We start from the raw sequence: 17,276 nt of genomic DNA, 5'->3' as shown, positions 1-17,276 counted from the left end.
GGTCAGTTTGACAGATTAGGTTGCTTTTAGAGCAGGCTCCTGAATTTTACAACAACTTACTCTGGCGTTTGTAAAATGCGTCCTGCTGTTTTTGCATGAGTTCGCGTGCCATTTTCTTTTTGTAATTGTAGAGTTCTTCTTCCTGAGCCAGATCGCCGTAGACTTTGTCGTTTAGCACATTGTCTGCATCGATAAGGTTGCGACGCTGGTTGGCTTTTTGAGTCGCCCAGGATTTGAGTTCGCCCTCAGCATCGGCCAGTTTCAGGTCGTATTCGCCGCGAGGCGAAATCAGTTTGGCAAAAATAGGCGTGGTCTCGATGGCCAGAAACAGCAAAAAGATAAAGAACGAAGGCAGCCAGGGCAATTCGTCTAAAGCTTCAATACGGGCCATGAGTCCGTCAAAATTATCGATGATCGGCTGGGTTTCGGCAACCCGGGTGTCGTAGATGTCGGCTAATTCGGTTTTTTGGGTTTCAAGTGCTGCGATTTTTTCGGTATTGGTTTGCTTCAGTTGTTGCAATTCGGCCAGGGCAGCATCGTGCTTGTCGCGTTTTTCTTTATAAACCGGACCTTTACCCAATCTGCCGGTTCCCGAAGTTCCTTCGGCTTCTGTGATATAGGTGTCGTAAAGTGCATTGACTTCGGCTTCCTTGGTCGTGATTTCGGTTTTCAGATCTTCAATCTGAGTATCCAAAGCAGTGATTTCAGGAGTAAACTGGTCTGCAATCTGGTTTTGATTGGCGAGGGTCAGATCGTTTTTTTGCTCGAGTAAAATACGATCGATTTCCTTTTCAAAGATTTTTAATTCCAGAGGCTTAGCGATAACTACAGCGATGATAAGTGCCAAAATCAAACGGGGGACAGCCTGTAAGAATTCGTCTAAAAAGTTATCCCGTTTTTTTAGGGTTGAAACGATAAAGCGATCCAGGTTGAAGATGAGCAAACCCCACAAAAACCCGAAGCCTATAGCGATGGCTACGTTGTCAAAAACCGTGTACAGCGCGTATCCCGAAGCAATAAAGGCCATTAAGGCGGTAAAGAACACCGTGGCGCCAATACCGGCATATTTGTTTTGCTCGCCGGGAGCGCAGGTGTCTAATAAGGCGTGATCAGCGCCCGAACAGAGAATAAAAAATTTTTTAAGCATAGTTTGATGATTGATGGTTCGACAAGCTCACCACGAGTTATTCGGCAGGCTCACCACAGGTTTTAAGGAAAGCTCTTACGCGCTTTTGAAAAGCCTGTTGTTAATAGCTAAATTTAGAATAACCCGCTGAATAAATTTCGCCTTGTTAATAAGAAGTAGAACGCTGAACCTGTGTGGTTTGTTGTATGGGTTGAAAAAAGAAGTCCTCAGTTGTATAAACAACTGAGGATTGAAAATTACGTCTGAGTTGTATGATCAATTTGCTTTTTCTACTTTTTGCTGAAGTTTTAAAACCTCCTTTTCGCTAAGTTGTTTTGCATAGCGATCGTAATAATTAAAGGCACCAGATTCGGTTTTTACATAATAATAGGTTTGATTATCTATTACTAAATACCCGGCCTTTTTGGTCATTTGTTCCGGGCTAAGGGGTGAGTTGTTTTGGGAATTTTCAGATTCCGCCGGAATTAAGGCTTTCTCCTGAGGTTCTCCGGCAATAATCACTTTGATGCTCTTAACACCGTAATCCCGAAGTGCTGATTTCACATCGGTGATGATACCCATTCTAACCGACGGATCTACGGTGATCTTTACGTCCATCACTTTGGCGCGTTCAGCTTTAGTATAGTCTGAATTATACCGGCTTAAGGCTTTTTCAATACGATCTGAGTCTATCATTTTAGAGTTGATGAAAACCTGATGGTTTTTATCAATTTCGATATAAATGTCTTCAAAAACCTGAATAATTTCAGACTCTTCGGGCACGGGTTTATTTGAAGTTTTATTTGATTTTACTGTTTTTGGTGCAGCAGGCGCTGGTGGCGGTGGTGGGGGAGTTCCTGATTTTGGTGCAGCTGGAGCCGGTGGGGGGATTAATTGTTGTGAAGGATTGATTTTAAACAATTCTGTCTTTTTAAATTCTTTATTTAGCTCTTTCAGAAACTCATCCATTCCCACTTGTGATTTTACATCAAGGATATAGTTTCTGTAGTCTTCAGGCGACCAGTCTGCCGTCATTGCATTAAGATCTTCTGCAAGTTTATCTTTTGAACTGGACTGGCTTATTAAGCTTACGCGATTATTTACTACATATACTGTAATAATCTTAGGAGCTTCTTTGATCTTCTTATAGGTATAGCCATCTGAGCTGGTCATATGGTTTCCATCAACTGTAAAGTAAATATCCTTATCGCCGTATGTGAAATAAAATCCCGTAGAAGTTAAGACGGGGTAATACCTATTTGTACCGAATTGATCTTTTATTGTCCAGATGGTGCCTCCGTTTTCTGAACGGATATAGAATTTCTGATCAATCTCAACTCCTTCCCAATCCCCGGCAAAAAGTTCTCTATAGCTATTTTCAGGCCGAATAAAGCTCTTGTCCTCCAAAAGGAGCTCGTTGTTTTCAGGTTTATAGCTTAGCGAAATCCTTTTATGTGCAGAAAGCGGCTTGTTTTTCCAAATCATTGTATATTGGTTCTTACCTTCTTGCTGTAGAAAAAAGGTATCTTTTGCGAACTTCATCCAGAGCTGTTTATCCTCTTTGTAAATTGTGAACTCTGAGAATTCCCTTTCTCGGTCAACCCATTTTCCCAATATAGAAGGAGACTCTTTTTGTACTACCGGCTTGGCGACAATCTCCTGATTGAAACAGTAGAAGCATAGGGCCAGCACAGGTACAAAAAGCACCAGTCGCAGAAGCATTTTTTTGACCGATTGGGTTTTTGATAACATAAGAATTCGTTTTTTGGTTAATGAATAATTGATCGGGCTTGATAACGCGGTGTGATGAGCACCACCCGAATAGGTAAATAAAAGATCAATATAATTTTCAGTAGTGGTATTTTGAGCCAGTGCGGCGCGGTCTGCGAGAAATTCATGATTCAAAGCAATGCTTCTTTTCAAAAAGACCAGCAGCGGATTAAACCAGAAAATAACCTGTAAAAATTCCACCGCCAGAATATCCCAGGTGTGCTTTTGCGTGACGTGTGCCTGCTCGTGGGCCAGAATTTCCGGAGCGATGGAGTTGGTTTTAAATTCGGTTTTAGGCAGGAAAATGAACTTAAGAAACGAATGCGGAATAACCTTTCCGCCCAGCAACACGTTGATGTGGGATTTTGCCTGTACTTTTTCGTTACTGGTTATTTTCTTTCGAAGCCTGATCAGATTCCGCAGAAACCGAAACCCAAAAAGCATAACACCGGCAACATAAACGATTCCTAAACCAATCAGTAGCCAGTTTGTAGGTTCTGCGACCGGTGCAGCAACCGGAGCTTCGTTAAAAACAGCCGGCTCAAAAACTACGGACTCAGCAACCACGGGTTGGGGTTCTACTTCAACTGTATAGCTAAACGTAATCAGCGGTAAAGTCAAAGCCAAACCCAAACTTCCCAACAGGTAAATCCGCTTAAAGTGGTGCGCAGCCGTTTGTTCTAAGGCGATTTTATAAAATCCCCAAAGCACCAGCAGGCACAAGATTGATTTGATGAGGTAGGCTGTCATGCTTCACATTTAAAATTATCTTTCAGATATTATTTAACAATAAACTGGTTTAATAATCATTTATTTGAACCATAGGGGGTTGGTAGTTATCTCCAAGAGTTGTATGAACAAAATAATTAGTGTTATTCTCTCCTTGTTTTCTTTTTAGAAGGGCTTCTGCTTTTTCAGCTGATATTTCCTTACTTTCATAAAAGAATGTAGCTTCCTTCTCATTCATGTATTCCACAAAACCAGCAGGATTTTCAGCAAAATACGGGATATTTTCTTTTCGAGTATCCCCTGAAGTTACGCTCATTCCTATTCCGACCCCTGCTTTAAACCTCTCAAGATTGTGTCCAAATTCTGAGGCAGAACGAACAACTTTCCCTTTTCCAAATTTGTATATTTCCGTGCCAACTTTACTTACAAAATCTCTGTCTGCATTAGGATATATCTGAATACTTATAAAGAGCTCTTTTTCCAGTCTATCTTCAGAAATTGAACTGTATTTATTTGTAAAATAGTTGTGAATATCCTCCAGTTTTATCAATTCACCATTAATCAGAATGCGATCTTCTAGTATTTCTATCAGTTCTACCTTTGTTTGATATTCATTTTGAGAAAGATTAAGGGGTTCTGAGCTAATTGGCTTCGCCACAATTTCCTGATTAAAGAAATAGAAGCACAAAGCGAGAACGGGTACAAAGAGTGCGATGCGGGCGGCCAGCTTTTTGACCGAGCGGGTTTTTGATAACATAAGAATTCGTTTTTTAGTTAATGAATAATTGATCGGGCTTGATAACGCGGTGTGATGAGCACCACCCGAATAGGTAAATAAAAGATTAGTATAGTTTTCAGTGGTAGTATTTTGAGCCAGTGCGGCGCGGTCTGCAAGAAATTCGTGATTCAAAGCAATGCTTCTCTTCAAAGAGACCAGCAGCGGATTAAACCAGAAAATAACCTGTAGAAATTCCACCGCCAGAATATCCCAGGTGTGCTTTTGCGTGACGTGTGCCTGCTCGTGCGCCAGGATTTCCGGGGCGATGGAGTTGGTTTTAAATTCGGTTTTAGGCAGAAAAATGAACTTAAGAAACGAATGCGGCACTACCTTTCCGACCAATAGGACGTTGATATGGGTTTTCGCCTGCACCTTTTCGTTACTGTTTATTTTCTTTCGAAGCCTGATCAGATTCCGCAGAAACCGAAACCCAAAAAGCATAACACCGGCAACATAAACGATTCCTAAACCAATCAGTAGCCAGTTTGTAGGTTCTGCGACCGGTGCAGCAACCGGAGCTTCGTTAAAAACAGCCGGCTCAAAAACTGCGGACTCAGCAACCACCGTTTGCGGTTCCACTTCAACCGTATAGCTAAACGTAATCAGCGGTAAAGTCAAAGCCAAAACCAAACTTCCCAAGAGGTAAATCCGCTTAAAGTGATGCGCAGCAGTCTGCTCTAAGGCGATTTTATAAAACCCCCAAAGCACCAGCAGGCATAATATTGATTTGATGAGGTAGGCTGTCATAATTGTTTTTTTAAGAGGGGGGAGTTAGAATCCCCCGTCATTTTTATGCTTACTTTTTAGGCCACAAGTATAGAGACATACTGTCCTTGGCTGTTTTTCGGTACTTTACGTAGTCGTATTTGTCGCTCTTCAAGAGGTCAAGCGCTTTGTCACTTGTAATTTTCAATGTATCGTTTAGGTAGAAATTCCCTCCTATGGTTAAAACCTCTTTAATTAGCAGTTCTGGACCTTTAGACATAGGCAATGCTAAGTTGTGAGACGGATCAATTTGATACAGCCTGGTTTTTTTGAAAAGCTTAGCAAGTTTTAGATAGGTAGGGTTTTCCTCACTGTCAAAAGCCAAATTGAGTTTGTAGAGCATAGCTTGCTCTTGCGACCAGTCTTGGGTAATGGAATTGAGTTTTTTCACGAAAAGGTCTATTTCAACATTTTCCCCGTTTATTTTAACGGTATTGCCACTGATAAAGATGGATAGTTCTTCATTACCTTCAATTTTGCGATGATTCTTTATTGCCCACCTCCAAGTTGTACAATTGATGAGAGGAATATTATTATGCTCGAGAAAGTCCTTTCTTTGCTGATACCACTCGAAATCAGGTATACTACTATGATAGTTTATGTTACTGTAATCAATAGAGTCTTTAACAAGCTCTGTATTCAATTTATTTGTAGACGGTAAATCTGTGAGGTAAACCGGCTTCGCCACAATTTCCTCATTAAAGAAATAAACACATAAAGCGAGTACGGGCACCAAAAGTGCGAGACGGGTGGCCAGTTTTTTGACCGATCGGGTTTTTGATAACATAAGAATTCGTTTTTTAGTTAATGAATAATTGATCGGGCTTGATAACGCGGTGTGATGAGCACCACCCGAATAGGTAAATAAAAGATCAATATAATTTTCAGTAGTGGTATTTTGAGCCAGTGCGGCGCGGTCTGCGAGAAATTCATGATTCAAAGCAATGCTTCTCTTCAAAAAAACAAGTAGCGGATTAAACCAGAAAATCACCTGTAAAAATTCCACCGCCAGAATATCCCAACTGTGTTTTTGCGTGACGTGTGCCTGCTCGTGCGCCAGAATTTCCGGGGCGATGGAGTTGGCTTTAAATTCGGATTTAGGGAGAAAAATGAACTTAAGAAACGAATGCGGGACAACCTTTCCGGGCAACAGCACAATGATGTGTGATTTCGCCTGTACTTTTTCGTTACTGCTTATTTTGTGGCGAAGCCTGATCAAATTCCGCAAAAACCGAAACCCAAAAAGCAGAACACCAGCACCATAAACGATTCCTAAACCAATGAGCAGCCAGTTTGTAGGTTCAGCGACCGTTTGCGCAACGGGCGTCTCGGTAAAAACAGCCGGCTCAAAAACAGCGGACTCAGCAACCACGGGTTGGGGTTCCACTTCAACCGTATAGCTAAACGTAATAAGCGGTAAAGTCAAAGCCAAAACCAAACTTCCCAACAGGTAAACGCGTTTAAAGTAGTGCGCAGCCGTTTGCTCTAAGGCGATTTTATAAAAACCCCAAAGCACCAGCAGGCATAAGATTGATTTGATGAGGTAGGCGAGCATCACTTTTTCAATTTTAGGCGTTCGTCAATCAATTTTTTAAGATCCTCCAGTTCCTGCGGGGACAAATCGGTTTCCTTCGTAAAAAAGGAAGCAAACTGCGCGGCAGAGTCGTTAAAGAAATTTTTGATCATTCCATTCACCTGCCTGGCAAAATAATCTTTCTTCTTCACTAGGGGGAAATACTCCCGTGACCGCCCGTATTGCACATAGTCCACAAAATCCTTGTCCTGCATACGCTTCAACAAGGTGGCGACGGTAGTCGTTGCAGGCCGTGGTTCGGGGTACGCCTCAATGAGGTCTTTCATAAAGGCTTTTTCCTGTTTCCACAAGATTTGCATCAATTGTTCTTCGGCATTGGAGAGGTTCATTTTCTACAAGTTTAGAATGTATTCTACAAATGTAGAAATAAATTTTAATTCTACAAGTGTAGAGTAAATTAATTTTGATGTTTAGGGCGATCCTTTGCCGGATTTTTTTTTGGGGACAGCCGAAAGATGTTGGTCTCCCGGCAAAGGCAGGCTTTCGGCAGTCGCTTTTTTGTACCCGCAGCGGTTGGATGATTGTACTAAAAGAAAACAGTATCGAAGCGCCGCGGGACAAAAAGAGCTCCAACAATGCCTCAATCCTTATCGCTTGATTTAACAATAATCTTAACTTTACCGCCCTAACCAATACTTAAAACTATGAGCCTCGAACAGGATTTAAGAGACCGAAGCGGCAATGTATGTGAACTATGCAGCAGCACAACCGATTTAGACGTGTATGCCGTGCCACATTCACCGGAAGGAGATACCGCAGACACCGCGATTTTTGCTTGTGGTACCTGCAGAACACAATTGGAAAATCCAGATCAGGTAGGGCCCAATCACTGGCGTTGCCTTAACGACAGTATGTGGAGCCCTGTGCCGGCGGTACAGGTAGTTGCTTATCGTATGTTGCACCAGCTTAAAGCCGAAGGCTGGCCGCAAGACCTGCTCGATATGATGTATATGGAAGAAGAGACGCGCGAGTGGGCCAAAGCAGGTGTGGCGCAGGAAGCTCCGGCAAATGCATTGGTGCACCGCGACAGCAATGGAGTTATTCTCGAAGCGGGCGATTCGGTGGTGTTGATCAAAGACCTCAAGGTAAAAGGCAGCAGTATGGTGGCCAAGCAGGGCACGGCTGTAAGACGTATTTCGCTAGATCACGAAAACGAAAAATACATTGAAGGTAAAGTTGACGGGCAGCAAATCGTTCTGGTAACTGATTATGTGAAAAAGATTTAGGCCTCATTGAGGCTTTTGATTTTTCCGTTCGTTTAAGTCCTCAATTTTCTGACATTTAGCAGTTTGTTGGGTTTATTATAACATCGGGTTGGGATAAGGCTGCCACGTATATGAATATATTGGCATCACTAACCAATCTGATACTCCAATGAACAATAAGAAAGAAAAACTGGCCCGTGTAGGTATGCTTGCCAAGGGTGTGGTTTATGCTATAATAGGAACGTTAACCGCAATGGCGGCCTTCAACCTGGGCGGTTCTAAAAGCGGAAACGAAAACGTACTTCAATTTTTAGCCGGTCAGCCTTTTGGCCAGGTGTTACTCGCACTTCTGGGCGTGGGTCTTTTTGGCTATACTTTCTACAGGTTTTATGAAGCTTTTAAAGGAAGCGGAGATTCGTGGGGTGAAGTCAAAGGATTTTTTAAGCGTACCGGCTTTATCGTAAGTGGTGTTTTTTATGGCGCACTGGGTGTTACGGCACTGCGTATGGTTTTGGGTGGAAGCTCAGGCTCAGGAGGCAGCTCTGTAATTTCTACCCTGATGGAAAAATCATACGGACCCTATCTCGTGGGATTTATCGCATTGTGTCTGGCCGGGAAAGCCATTTTTCAAATCTACAAGGCCTATTCCGGAACCTTTAGAGATGATGTCAATGAAAGTAGTCTGAGTCAACAGGAACAAAAAACATTAATACGCGCCGGAAAAATTGGCTTTATCAGCAGGGGGATCGTTTCGGGGATTGTGGCCTTTTTATTTTTTAAAGTGGCTACAGGAAGCGGTGGAGATACCGGTGGTAAAGTTGCCGCATTCGAATTTTTACAGGATAATTTTGGAGCAACCGTAATGGGTATTATAGCTCTGGGCCTTGTGGCCTATGCAGTCTTTATGTTTATACAGGCTAAATATGCACAGATTCGGATTTAAGGTTCAAGATTTAAAATTCAAAATTAAAAAACCCGTAGGCTTGATGCTGTGCGGGTTTTTTGTTTAGTTATTGAGTTATTGAGTTATTGAGTTATTGAGTTATTGAGTTATTGAGTTATTGAGTTATTGAGTTATTGAGTTATTGAGTTATTGAGTTATTGAGTTATTTTGGATATTAAACCTCAAAATCTATTTTTTTGGCAATCGTGTAATTCCTGATTTTTTATTCATTATTCAAATTCTGCATTCTTAATTCAGAATTTTCACAACTTGCTTTCGCTCACGGAAATTCACTCAGTCGCCAAATCTTTTATCTGAATACTGCAAACTGTGACTGCAAACTGAAACTGCCTTCGATACGAATTTCAGCTCGCTTTCGCTCACGGAAATTCACTCAGTCGCCAAATCTTTTATCTGAATACTGCTAACTGAGACTGCAAACTGAGATTGCCTTCGATACGAATTTCAGCTCGCTTTCGCTCACGGAAATTCACTCAGTCAGCTAGAAACTGCAAACTGAGGCTGCTTACTGCATACTGAAACCCTGCGTGAGGGATTGAAGCGGCATCCTTTTTAACGGGTCTCCGAGTGATTTGCCTGGTAAGGCAAATTGTATCGAGGAGCCCGATTAAAAAGATAAAGCGTAAAGCCCGACCCCGCCTTTTGCGGGGTCACGCCCAAACGCTTAAAATTAGTTTTCTGCAGATTTTAGTTTAGTAAACTCGTGGTAAAAATGCGGAATGGTCTCGATGCCTTTGAGAAAATTCCAAACCCCAAAATGCTCGTTTGGCGAGTGAATGGCGTCACTGTCCAGGCCAAAGCCCATCAGGATGGTCTTGCTGTTGAGTTCGCGCTCAAATAAGGCCACAATTGGAATACTGCCGCCGCTGCGCTGCGGAATGGGCGTTTTGCCAAAAGTCTTCTCATAAGCTGCCTCTGCCGCCTGATAGCCGATGTTGTCAATGGGTGTAACGTAAGGTTCGCCGCCGTGATGGGGTTTTACCTTGACGCGCACGCCTTTTGGGGCGATGCTTTCAAAATGGGTTTTGAAAAGCTGGGTGATTTCTTTCCAGTCCTGATCGGGTACGAGACGCATACTAATCTTGGCGAAAGCCTTACTGGCGATAACGGTTTTGGCTCCCTCGCCGGTGTAGCCGCCCCAGATGCCGTTGACATCGAGGGTAGGGCGTATGCTGTTGCGCTCGTTTGTGGTGTAACCGGTTTCGCCATAAACCGCGTCGATGTCGAGCGCTTTCTGATAGTTCTCGAGTGAAAACGGGGCTTCGGCCATTTTTTCGCGTTCGGCTGCGGTGAGTTCGTCGACCTGATCGTAAAATCCGGGAATGGTGATGTGGTTGTTTTCGTCGTGCAGGGAGGCGATCATTTTGGTAAGCACGTTGATGGGATTGGCTACCGCACCGCCGTAAAGCCCGCTATGCAGATCGCGGTTGGGGCCGGTGACTTCGACTTCCACATAGCTGAGGCCGCGCAGGCCGGTGGTAATGCTGGGCACGTCTTTGGCGATCATACCGGTGTCTGAAATCAGGATCACGTCGTTAGCCAGTTTCTCCTGATTGCGGGAAACAAACCAACCCAGATTTTCGCTGCCTACTTCTTCTTCGCCCTCGATCATAAACTTGACGTTGCAGGGCAGGTCGTCGTTTTGGGTCATATACTCAAGTGCTTTGACGTGCATATACATCTGGCCCTTGTCGTCACAGGCGCCGCGGGCAAAAATGGCGCCGTCAGGATGCCCTTCTGTTTTTTTGATAACGGGTTCAAAAGGTGCGCTTTCCCACAAGTCTAGCGGGTCTGGCGGTTGCACGTCGTAATGCCCATACACCAAAATGGTGGGCAGGTTTTTATCTTTTAGGATCTCGCCATATACGATGGGATAGCCCGGAGTTTCGCAGATTTCAACTTTGGCACAACCGGCTTCTTTTAGGCGTTCGGCCACGGCATCTGCGGTGTTGAATACATCTTCTTTGTAGGCTTTGTCGGCACTGATAGATGGAATTTTAAGCAGCTCGATGAGTTCGTCGAGAAAGCGTTTTTGATGGGTGTCTATGTATTTTTTAATGTCTTTCATCTATTTAAATTGTATCAGGAACTTAGGGTTCAGTTATTTAATTAATTTGGTGTGTAATAACCTTTATTTGCCAGGTGTCCATTAGGGTTCATAAATAAAACTTGAGTTTGGGTAAAAATACGGATTGACTTTCAGATTTCTATTTTTAAGAGGCTGGAATGGTAAAGGAGGTTGGGGTGAAATACGCGGAAATCAAAATACTTTACCGGATTGAAAAAATATTTTGAAAAAGCATTTTCAAATTCAAAATCTTTGCTATATTTGCACTCGCATTTTTAGAGATAAGGATGCAAGTTTTTAACGGGAGTCCTAAGTACGTTAAAAATAGTATGCAGGCGTGGTGGAATTGGTAGACACGCTAGACTTAGGATCTAGTGCCGCAAGGTGTGAGAGTTCGAGTCTCTCCGCCTGTACAAAGAAAAAACCTCTGATGAAAGTCAGAGGTTTTTTTGTTTCCGGAATTTTGAATTAGCGGAAACATAGTTGAGAGTCGAGTCTGGATGGTTTGGCATATCCTGATTGATGCCAGAGGAAGTTTTTCACCTTATAGACATACCCTTCTCTTCAAATAAGAACAGTCATCAATTTTTACAAAATCTTTATAGAATCTAGGGTATTTTCGTAGAAACAGAAATTTAATGTCTGCGTTGATCTATAGAAAATCCAATCAGTATTTGATAAGTGGCTTGCTCATCGCCTTAGCAACCTTGACTTCTCAACTCTCTCTGAAGTACATAGGCTACCAGGGCGCGGCTTTAATCTATTTGCTTGTCGTCTCGATAAGCGCTATGCTTTTTGATATTTTACCGGTTCTTCTTACCGCCTTATTGAGCGCGATATTGCTCAATTTCTTTTTTATCTCTCCACTTTACACCTTTAAAATAGTTAGTACCGAAGACGTGCTGATGTTTTTTATGTATTTAATTCTGGCTTTGGTAAATACAGTGCTTACTTATAAAATAAGAGATTATAACAGTAAGCGTAGAGATGAAGCAGAGAAAACCAAAACCATCAATTTATATAACATCCTTTTAAATTCACTCTCTCACGAGTTAAGAACTCCTATTGCAACGATAATTGGCTCTATTGATACCATTCAGGATGGTAATGCCAGGATTTCTGAAACGCATAAGCAGGAGTTGTATAATGAAATTGCGATTGCAGGTGCCCGGCTAAACAGGCAGGTTGATAATCTGTTAAATATGAGTCGGCTGGAGGCAGGAATTCTCAAGCCTTCCTTTGACTGGTGCGATGTAAATGAGTCTATTTTTAATGTGCTTCAGCAAAATCAGGAACAGGCCACAAAACATCAGTTGGTTTTCACCCCTCAGAAAAATTTAGATTTAGTCTGGACCGATGGGGGTTTTTTGGAGACCATTCTTCAAAACCTTGTTTATAACGCCTTGCAGCATACTCCTCAGCATACCACAGTTTTGATAGATGTACGACTTGAAGGTCAGCTATTGGAAATTCGCGTTTCAGATAACGGCATCGGTTTTCCTAAAGAAAGTATTGCTTTTGCATTTGATAAATTTTATAAGCTTAACAATCAGGCTACCGGAGGTACCGGGCTCGGCCTGTCTATCGCCAAAGGATTTACCGAAGCTTTGGCCGGAAGTATTTCGTTAGAAAATAAGAAAACAGGCGGTGCTCTTTTTACAGTAAAAATTCCATCTAAAACAGTTGCGATAAAAGATTTTGAATATGAATAAAGCTGAGATTCTCATTATTGATGATGAACCACAGATTCGCAAATTGCTTCAGATTAATCTGGAAAGCAACGACTATAAAGTGGTACAGGCAGCTACTGCCAGAGAAGGTGTTCTGATGGCTGCAAATCATCCTCCTGATCTGATCATTCTGGATATAGGACTGCCCGATAAGAGTGGTCATGAGGTTTTGCTGGAACTACGTCAATGGTACGGCAAGCCTATTATCATACTCTCTGTTCTTGATAACGAAAAAGATATCGTGTCTGCTTTAGATGCCGGGGCGACAGATTATCTCACCAAACCATTTAGAACCGGTGAACTTCTGGCACGCATTAGAGCTGCCATTCGCAGAAGTCAGACCGCGGTTAACGCATCGGTAATTACAGCAAATGAACTGGAGATTGATCTTGTGGCACGGGTTGTAAAGCGCAAGAACGAAATCGTAAAACTCACGGCCACCGAATATACCTTACTGGCACTTTTTGCTAAAAATGAAAGTAAGGTTTTGACGCATCAATATATCCTGAAAGAAGTTTGGGGCTATGGCTATCAAACCGAAACACAATACCTGCGGGTGTTTGTAGGATCGCTGCGGAAGAAAATAGAAGAAAACCCAAATAATCCCCAACACCTCATTACCGAAAGTGGCGTAGGCTATCGTTTTCAATAGTCTTTATAAAATCTTTATACCATCTGCCACTTCTTTGATTTTATACATATTCTTTTCGCTTCAACTTTGTAAAGTCTTAGAAGCTAAGGTCGTTTGAGGAGTTGAAGAAGCTGTGTGTTATGATTTACACATAGCGTTTATCCTTAAAAACCGTACTTCTTGATTTAGGGTAGGACGCCTCTGTCTCACCTTCTAAATTTTATTAGGATGGTACAATCAGAAGCAAATGTACTGGTCGCTGTATTATTTCAAATGCGAGCTCTAGACAATCTGCTTAAAGCGAAGCCTTCGATGTCCGGGTTTAGTGTGGAGCAGGTTGATGCACAATTGAAAGGTTTAATGGCAGAAGCCCTCAGATCTGACCGGGAACCTGATTTTTGGGAGAACCTGATTGCGCTCCGGGATTGTGTAAAGACCACACGGCAAAATCTGGAAATTTTTGAAGAGCTCAACAGCATATTACTTCAAATAGAAACTTTAGTAAATCAATCTGGTATTAAACTGAATTTCCATGTATAAAACAATTGTCAAACAAATCTCGAGCCTTCTTATTATCCTGGGGATTGTTATGCTTGCCCCCTGTCTTGTAGCTGTTGTTTATAAAGAATGGTATTCGCTTCTCGGGTTTGCCACTTCCGGAATTTTCACTTCGGGTCTTGGGTATTTAATTTATAAGCTACTAAGCGAAGCTCAGGAACCAAAATACCAGCAATCCCTAATAATTGCGGCATTGGGCTGGCTTAGTATTATCATTATGGGAGCCTTGCCCTATTATGTCATAGCACATGTTACTCCTACAGATATAATGGAGCAATTTATCCCTGCCGGAGCCGCGTATACCGAATCGAGTTTGCTCAATTTTAAAAACATCCTGCACTGTATTTTTGAAAGTACGAGTGCATTTACAACCACAGGTTTAACCATGGCTTATCATGAGCCCTCGGTAGGTAAGGCGATTCTTTTTTACCGCTCTTTTTCGCAATGGGTGGGTGGCGCCGGTTTTATCGTGATGGCTTTGGCGGTTTTTAAACATATTCCCGGGCAGTCTGCCATTCTGCTCTATGGTTCTGAAGCAAGTGGTACCAAGTTAAAAACAAATGTAATTGAGACGGCGCGATCTATCTGGAAGGTTTATTTCATCGTTACTATACTCATGTTTTTTTACATCGCTCTGGGTACCTATTTTATTTTGCCCGATTATCCCATAACTGAAAATCTTTTTGATGCCATCAACCACGCGATGGCCGGGCAATCTACCGGAGGATTTAGCACTCTTGATGACAGTATTGCGGGTTATAATTCACAGCAAATGGAAATGCTTTTTTTGCTTCCGATGCTGCTGGGCGGACTTTCAATTCCCTTTTTATACCGTTTTATTATTCTGAAAAAAATGAGTGAAGTATGGCAAGACGTTCAAACACGTGCAATACTCATAGCTTCAGTAGCGGGAGGTGTTGTATTATCACTGTTACTGATGCAATCCGGTACAGCTGCGGTGCCTTTCAGAGAAGGAGTCTTTCAGTTTATAAGCGCGTTATCTACAACCGGCTGGCAAACGGCATCAATAGGCGATTGGAGCGATCTCTCTATACTTTTTATCGTTTCAGCAGCAATGATCGTGGGTGGATCTGCAGGGGGGACAGTTGGCGGGATTAAAATCATTCGGGCTTTATTATTACAGAAAGGCCTGCGCTGGCACATCAACAAGATTTTCCTGTCTGAAAACACCATCAAAAGCGTAAAATTTAACAACCGGTATATGATGCCTGCAGAGATGAATCAGGAGCTGGCCCGGGCAGGAATTTTCACGTTGATCTATTTATTGTTTGTCTTTAGCTCAACTATGCTTACGGTTTATTTTATGAATAGCGATTTTACCCTGGCTGATGCCTTGTTTGAAGCCGCGTCTGCACAGGGAACGGTAGGTCTTTCTACCGGAATATCAGATCCTTCTATGTCGCCGGTATTAGAAACTGTTTACATCCTGCAAATGTGGGCCGGCAGAATCGAAATCATCCCCGTGCTGGTGCTCGTTAGAATACTCTTTTACGGAACCAAAGCGCGAAAACTATAATCTTAATTTAAAAAACTACAGCTATGCATATTATTATTGTAGGTTCTGGCAGAACCGGAAAGCACATCATCGAAGCCGCCATAAACGACCGTCAGGATGTTTATGTGATTGAAAAGGATAAGGAAGTAGCCAACCGGGTAGCTACAAATTTTGACTGTGTGGTCATTCACGGTGATGCCACACGATGCGAAATCTTAAAAGAGGCAAAAGCTGAGCAGGCCGATGCCATTATTGTAACAACTCACGATGATGCTGTAAATGCTCTGGTTATACTTCTTGCCAAAGACCTGGGAATTAAACGCCTCGTAAGCTCGGTGAACAATGATGACCTTTTGCCGGTTTTTGAACAGCTGGGGATTGATACGGTTGAAAGCCCGCATCGTTTAAACGGAAGGTATTTGTACAGAGCAGTGCAAGGTCCTAATGTAAAAGAATTTCTCGATTTAGGAGATGGTTTTGAGCTTTTGGAAATCATCGTTGAGCACCAGTCTTCCGTTGCAAACAAATTAATCAAAGACCTTAATCGGGAGAAAATTTTGCCGGCAGATACGTTGATTAACCTTATTAAACGGAACAATCAGATTATCATTCCGGAAGGGGAGACCCGTATTTTCGTAAATGATATTGTGGTGGTTTTATCCCGTAAAAATCAGATTGCTTCAATATCTAAGGTGTTTGGCGCATAAACCTAAATTGAGATAACGAATTGAGACTGCCGGTATGCCTGTTTAAGAACGATTATTGGGGAAGGTAATCAATTGTTTTTGAATCATTTGTGCTTACGCAAACCAGCATCAGGGATGTTGGGATAGGGGGGGACGGATCAAAATCGTTAAGCTCAATTTTTTTCAACTAAAGCAAAAAATAAAAAAAGCCGACTTTTAGGAGTCGGCTTTTTTTATTTTTCTGAATGTTTTTAAGCTTCTAAATGCTCTTTAAAAAAAGCAATTGTACGCTCCCAGGCCAACTCGGCAGCTTCTTTGTCATAGCGTGGTGTCGTGGTATTGTGAAAGCCGTGATTGACATCCGGGTACATAAACATCCCGTACTCTTTGCTGAATTCTTTCAGCTTGGCTTCGTAAGCAGGCCAGCCGGCATTTATACGCTCGTCAAGACCGGCGTATTGCAGCAAAAGCGGAGCTTGTATCTGGTCTATATCTTCGCTCGGCTGCCCGCCGTAAAAGGGCACTGAAGCTGCAAGATCAGGAACTTTAACCGCCATCATATTGGAGATCGAGCCGCCAAAGCAAAAGCCCACAACACCTACTTTGCCGTTACAGTCGGGATGCGCTTTCAGGTATTCAAACGCGGCTATAAAATCTTCCAGCATTTCTTTACTATCCCGCTTGCGCTGCATCTCGCGTCCTTCGTCATCATTACCGGGATAGCCGCCCAGCGGAGTAAGGGCATCGGGTGCGATGGTGATAAAGCCTGCAAGCGCTGCCTGTCGGGCTGTGTCTTCGATATACGGGTTGAGTCCGCGATTTTCGTGAACCACCACAATGCCGCCTAGTTTTTCTGTAGCATTTTTAGGTTTTGAAAGTAAAGCTTTGATTTCACCGCCTCCTTTGGGAGAATTATAGGTCATGTAGTCTGACTCCAGATCGGGATGATTGGGATCAACCAACATCGTATTCTTATAATCGGGCATCAGGAAACTCAGTAAAGCAGGGACGGTAACACTTCCTGCAGCAAATAGCGAAAGCTTTTCAACAAACTCCCGGCGTTCGAGTTTGTTATGCGCATAGGCATCATAAAGATTGAAAACTTCCTGACTGATATCTTCTTTTTTAAGCTTTTTCATAGCGCTATTTTTTAGGA

14 protein-coding genes and 1 tRNA gene are annotated in these 17,276 nt (G+C 42.6%); 8 read left to right on the top strand and 7 right to left on the bottom strand.

Annotated features, from left to right (window positions below):
* Positions 1-46: 46 nt before the first annotated feature.
* The 5 genes from ACSSS3_RS04890 to ACSSS3_RS04870 all read right to left on the bottom strand — a co-directional run bounded on the left by ACSSS3_RS04890 (position 47) and on the right by ACSSS3_RS04870 (position 7,091).
* Positions 47-1,147, bottom strand: coding sequence for a DUF4407 domain-containing protein (locus ACSSS3_RS04890; protein WP_442846640.1), 1,101 nt, complete (start codon positions 1,145-1,147; stop codon positions 47-49).
* A gap of 255 nt (positions 1,148-1,402) precedes the next feature.
* Complete coding sequence (locus ACSSS3_RS04885) at positions 1,403-3,646, bottom strand: M56 family metallopeptidase (RefSeq protein WP_442846639.1); 2,244 nt, start codon at positions 3,644-3,646, stop codon at positions 1,403-1,405.
* 49 nt (positions 3,647-3,695) lie between these two features.
* The gene (locus ACSSS3_RS04880; RefSeq protein WP_442846638.1) at positions 3,696-5,150 is read right to left on the bottom strand and encodes a M56 family metallopeptidase; all 1,455 of its coding nucleotides are present in this window, start codon (positions 5,148-5,150) and stop codon (positions 3,696-3,698) included.
* 49 nt (positions 5,151-5,199) lie between these two features.
* Positions 5,200-6,723: a M56 family metallopeptidase gene (locus ACSSS3_RS04875; protein ID WP_442847400.1), complete on the bottom strand. Its 1,524-nt coding sequence runs from the start codon at positions 6,721-6,723 to the stop codon at positions 5,200-5,202.
* Positions 6,723-7,091: a BlaI/MecI/CopY family transcriptional regulator gene (locus tag ACSSS3_RS04870; protein ID WP_442846637.1), complete on the bottom strand. Its 369-nt coding sequence runs from the start codon at positions 7,089-7,091 to the stop codon at positions 6,723-6,725. Before ACSSS3_RS04870 ends, ACSSS3_RS04875 begins: the two co-directional genes overlap by 1 nt.
* 315 nt (positions 7,092-7,406) lie before the next feature.
* On the opposite strand from ACSSS3_RS04870, the gene ACSSS3_RS04865 reads away from it, so the two are divergent.
* Together ACSSS3_RS04865 and ACSSS3_RS04860 are read left to right on the top strand one after the other, a co-directional pair.
* Positions 7,407-7,988, top strand: coding sequence for a PhnA domain-containing protein (locus ACSSS3_RS04865; protein WP_442846636.1), 582 nt, complete (start codon positions 7,407-7,409; stop codon positions 7,986-7,988).
* A 148-nt stretch (positions 7,989-8,136) separates the two neighbouring features.
* Entirely contained in the window at positions 8,137-8,910 is a 774-nt protein-coding gene (locus ACSSS3_RS04860; RefSeq protein WP_442846635.1) for a DUF1206 domain-containing protein, read from the top strand.
* A gap of 691 nt (positions 8,911-9,601) precedes the next feature.
* On the opposite strand, the gene ACSSS3_RS04855 is transcribed toward ACSSS3_RS04860, so the two are convergent.
* A complete protein-coding gene (locus tag ACSSS3_RS04855; protein WP_442846634.1) occupies positions 9,602-10,999 on the bottom strand; it encodes a dipeptidase in 1,398 nt (465 codons plus the stop codon).
* A 331-nt stretch (positions 11,000-11,330) separates the two neighbouring features.
* Here ACSSS3_RS04855 and ACSSS3_RS04850 point away from each other — a divergent pair.
* The 6 genes from ACSSS3_RS04850 to ACSSS3_RS04825 all read left to right on the top strand — a co-directional run bounded on the left by ACSSS3_RS04850 (position 11,331) and on the right by ACSSS3_RS04825 (position 16,141).
* Positions 11,331-11,412: transfer RNA gene (locus tag ACSSS3_RS04850), tRNA-Leu, on the top strand.
* Between the two features lie 225 nt (positions 11,413-11,637).
* A complete protein-coding gene (locus ACSSS3_RS04845) occupies positions 11,638-12,711 on the top strand; it encodes a sensor histidine kinase (RefSeq protein WP_442846633.1) in 1,074 nt (357 codons plus the stop codon).
* Positions 12,704-13,381: a response regulator gene (locus ACSSS3_RS04840; protein WP_228230015.1), complete on the top strand. Its 678-nt coding sequence runs from the start codon at positions 12,704-12,706 to the stop codon at positions 13,379-13,381. Before ACSSS3_RS04845 ends, ACSSS3_RS04840 begins: the two co-directional genes overlap by 8 nt.
* 207 nt (positions 13,382-13,588) lie before the next feature.
* A complete protein-coding gene (locus ACSSS3_RS04835; RefSeq protein ID WP_442846632.1) occupies positions 13,589-13,900 on the top strand; it encodes a hypothetical protein in 312 nt (103 codons plus the stop codon).
* Entirely contained in the window at positions 13,893-15,455 is a 1,563-nt protein-coding gene (locus ACSSS3_RS04830) for a TrkH family potassium uptake protein (RefSeq protein ID WP_442846631.1), read from the top strand. The genes ACSSS3_RS04835 and ACSSS3_RS04830 overlap by 8 nt, the downstream gene beginning before the upstream one ends.
* 23 nt (positions 15,456-15,478) lie before the next feature.
* The gene (locus ACSSS3_RS04825; RefSeq protein WP_228230012.1) at positions 15,479-16,141 is read left to right on the top strand and encodes a potassium channel family protein; all 663 of its coding nucleotides are present in this window, start codon (positions 15,479-15,481) and stop codon (positions 16,139-16,141) included.
* Positions 16,142-16,371: 230 nt separating this feature from the next.
* Here the strand turns inward: ACSSS3_RS04825 and ACSSS3_RS04820 are convergent, their stop codons facing one another.
* Positions 16,372-17,259, bottom strand: a complete 888-nt coding sequence (locus ACSSS3_RS04820; RefSeq protein ID WP_442846630.1) for a dienelactone hydrolase family protein — start codon at positions 17,257-17,259, stop codon at positions 16,372-16,374.
* Positions 17,260-17,276: the final 17 nt, after the last annotated feature.

The organism is Leeuwenhoekiella sp. H156 (assembly GCF_052218455.1).
GTDB lineage: Bacteria > Bacteroidota > Bacteroidia > Flavobacteriales > Flavobacteriaceae > Leeuwenhoekiella > Leeuwenhoekiella parthenopeia.
This window is presented reverse-complemented; position numbering and strand designations above follow the sequence as displayed.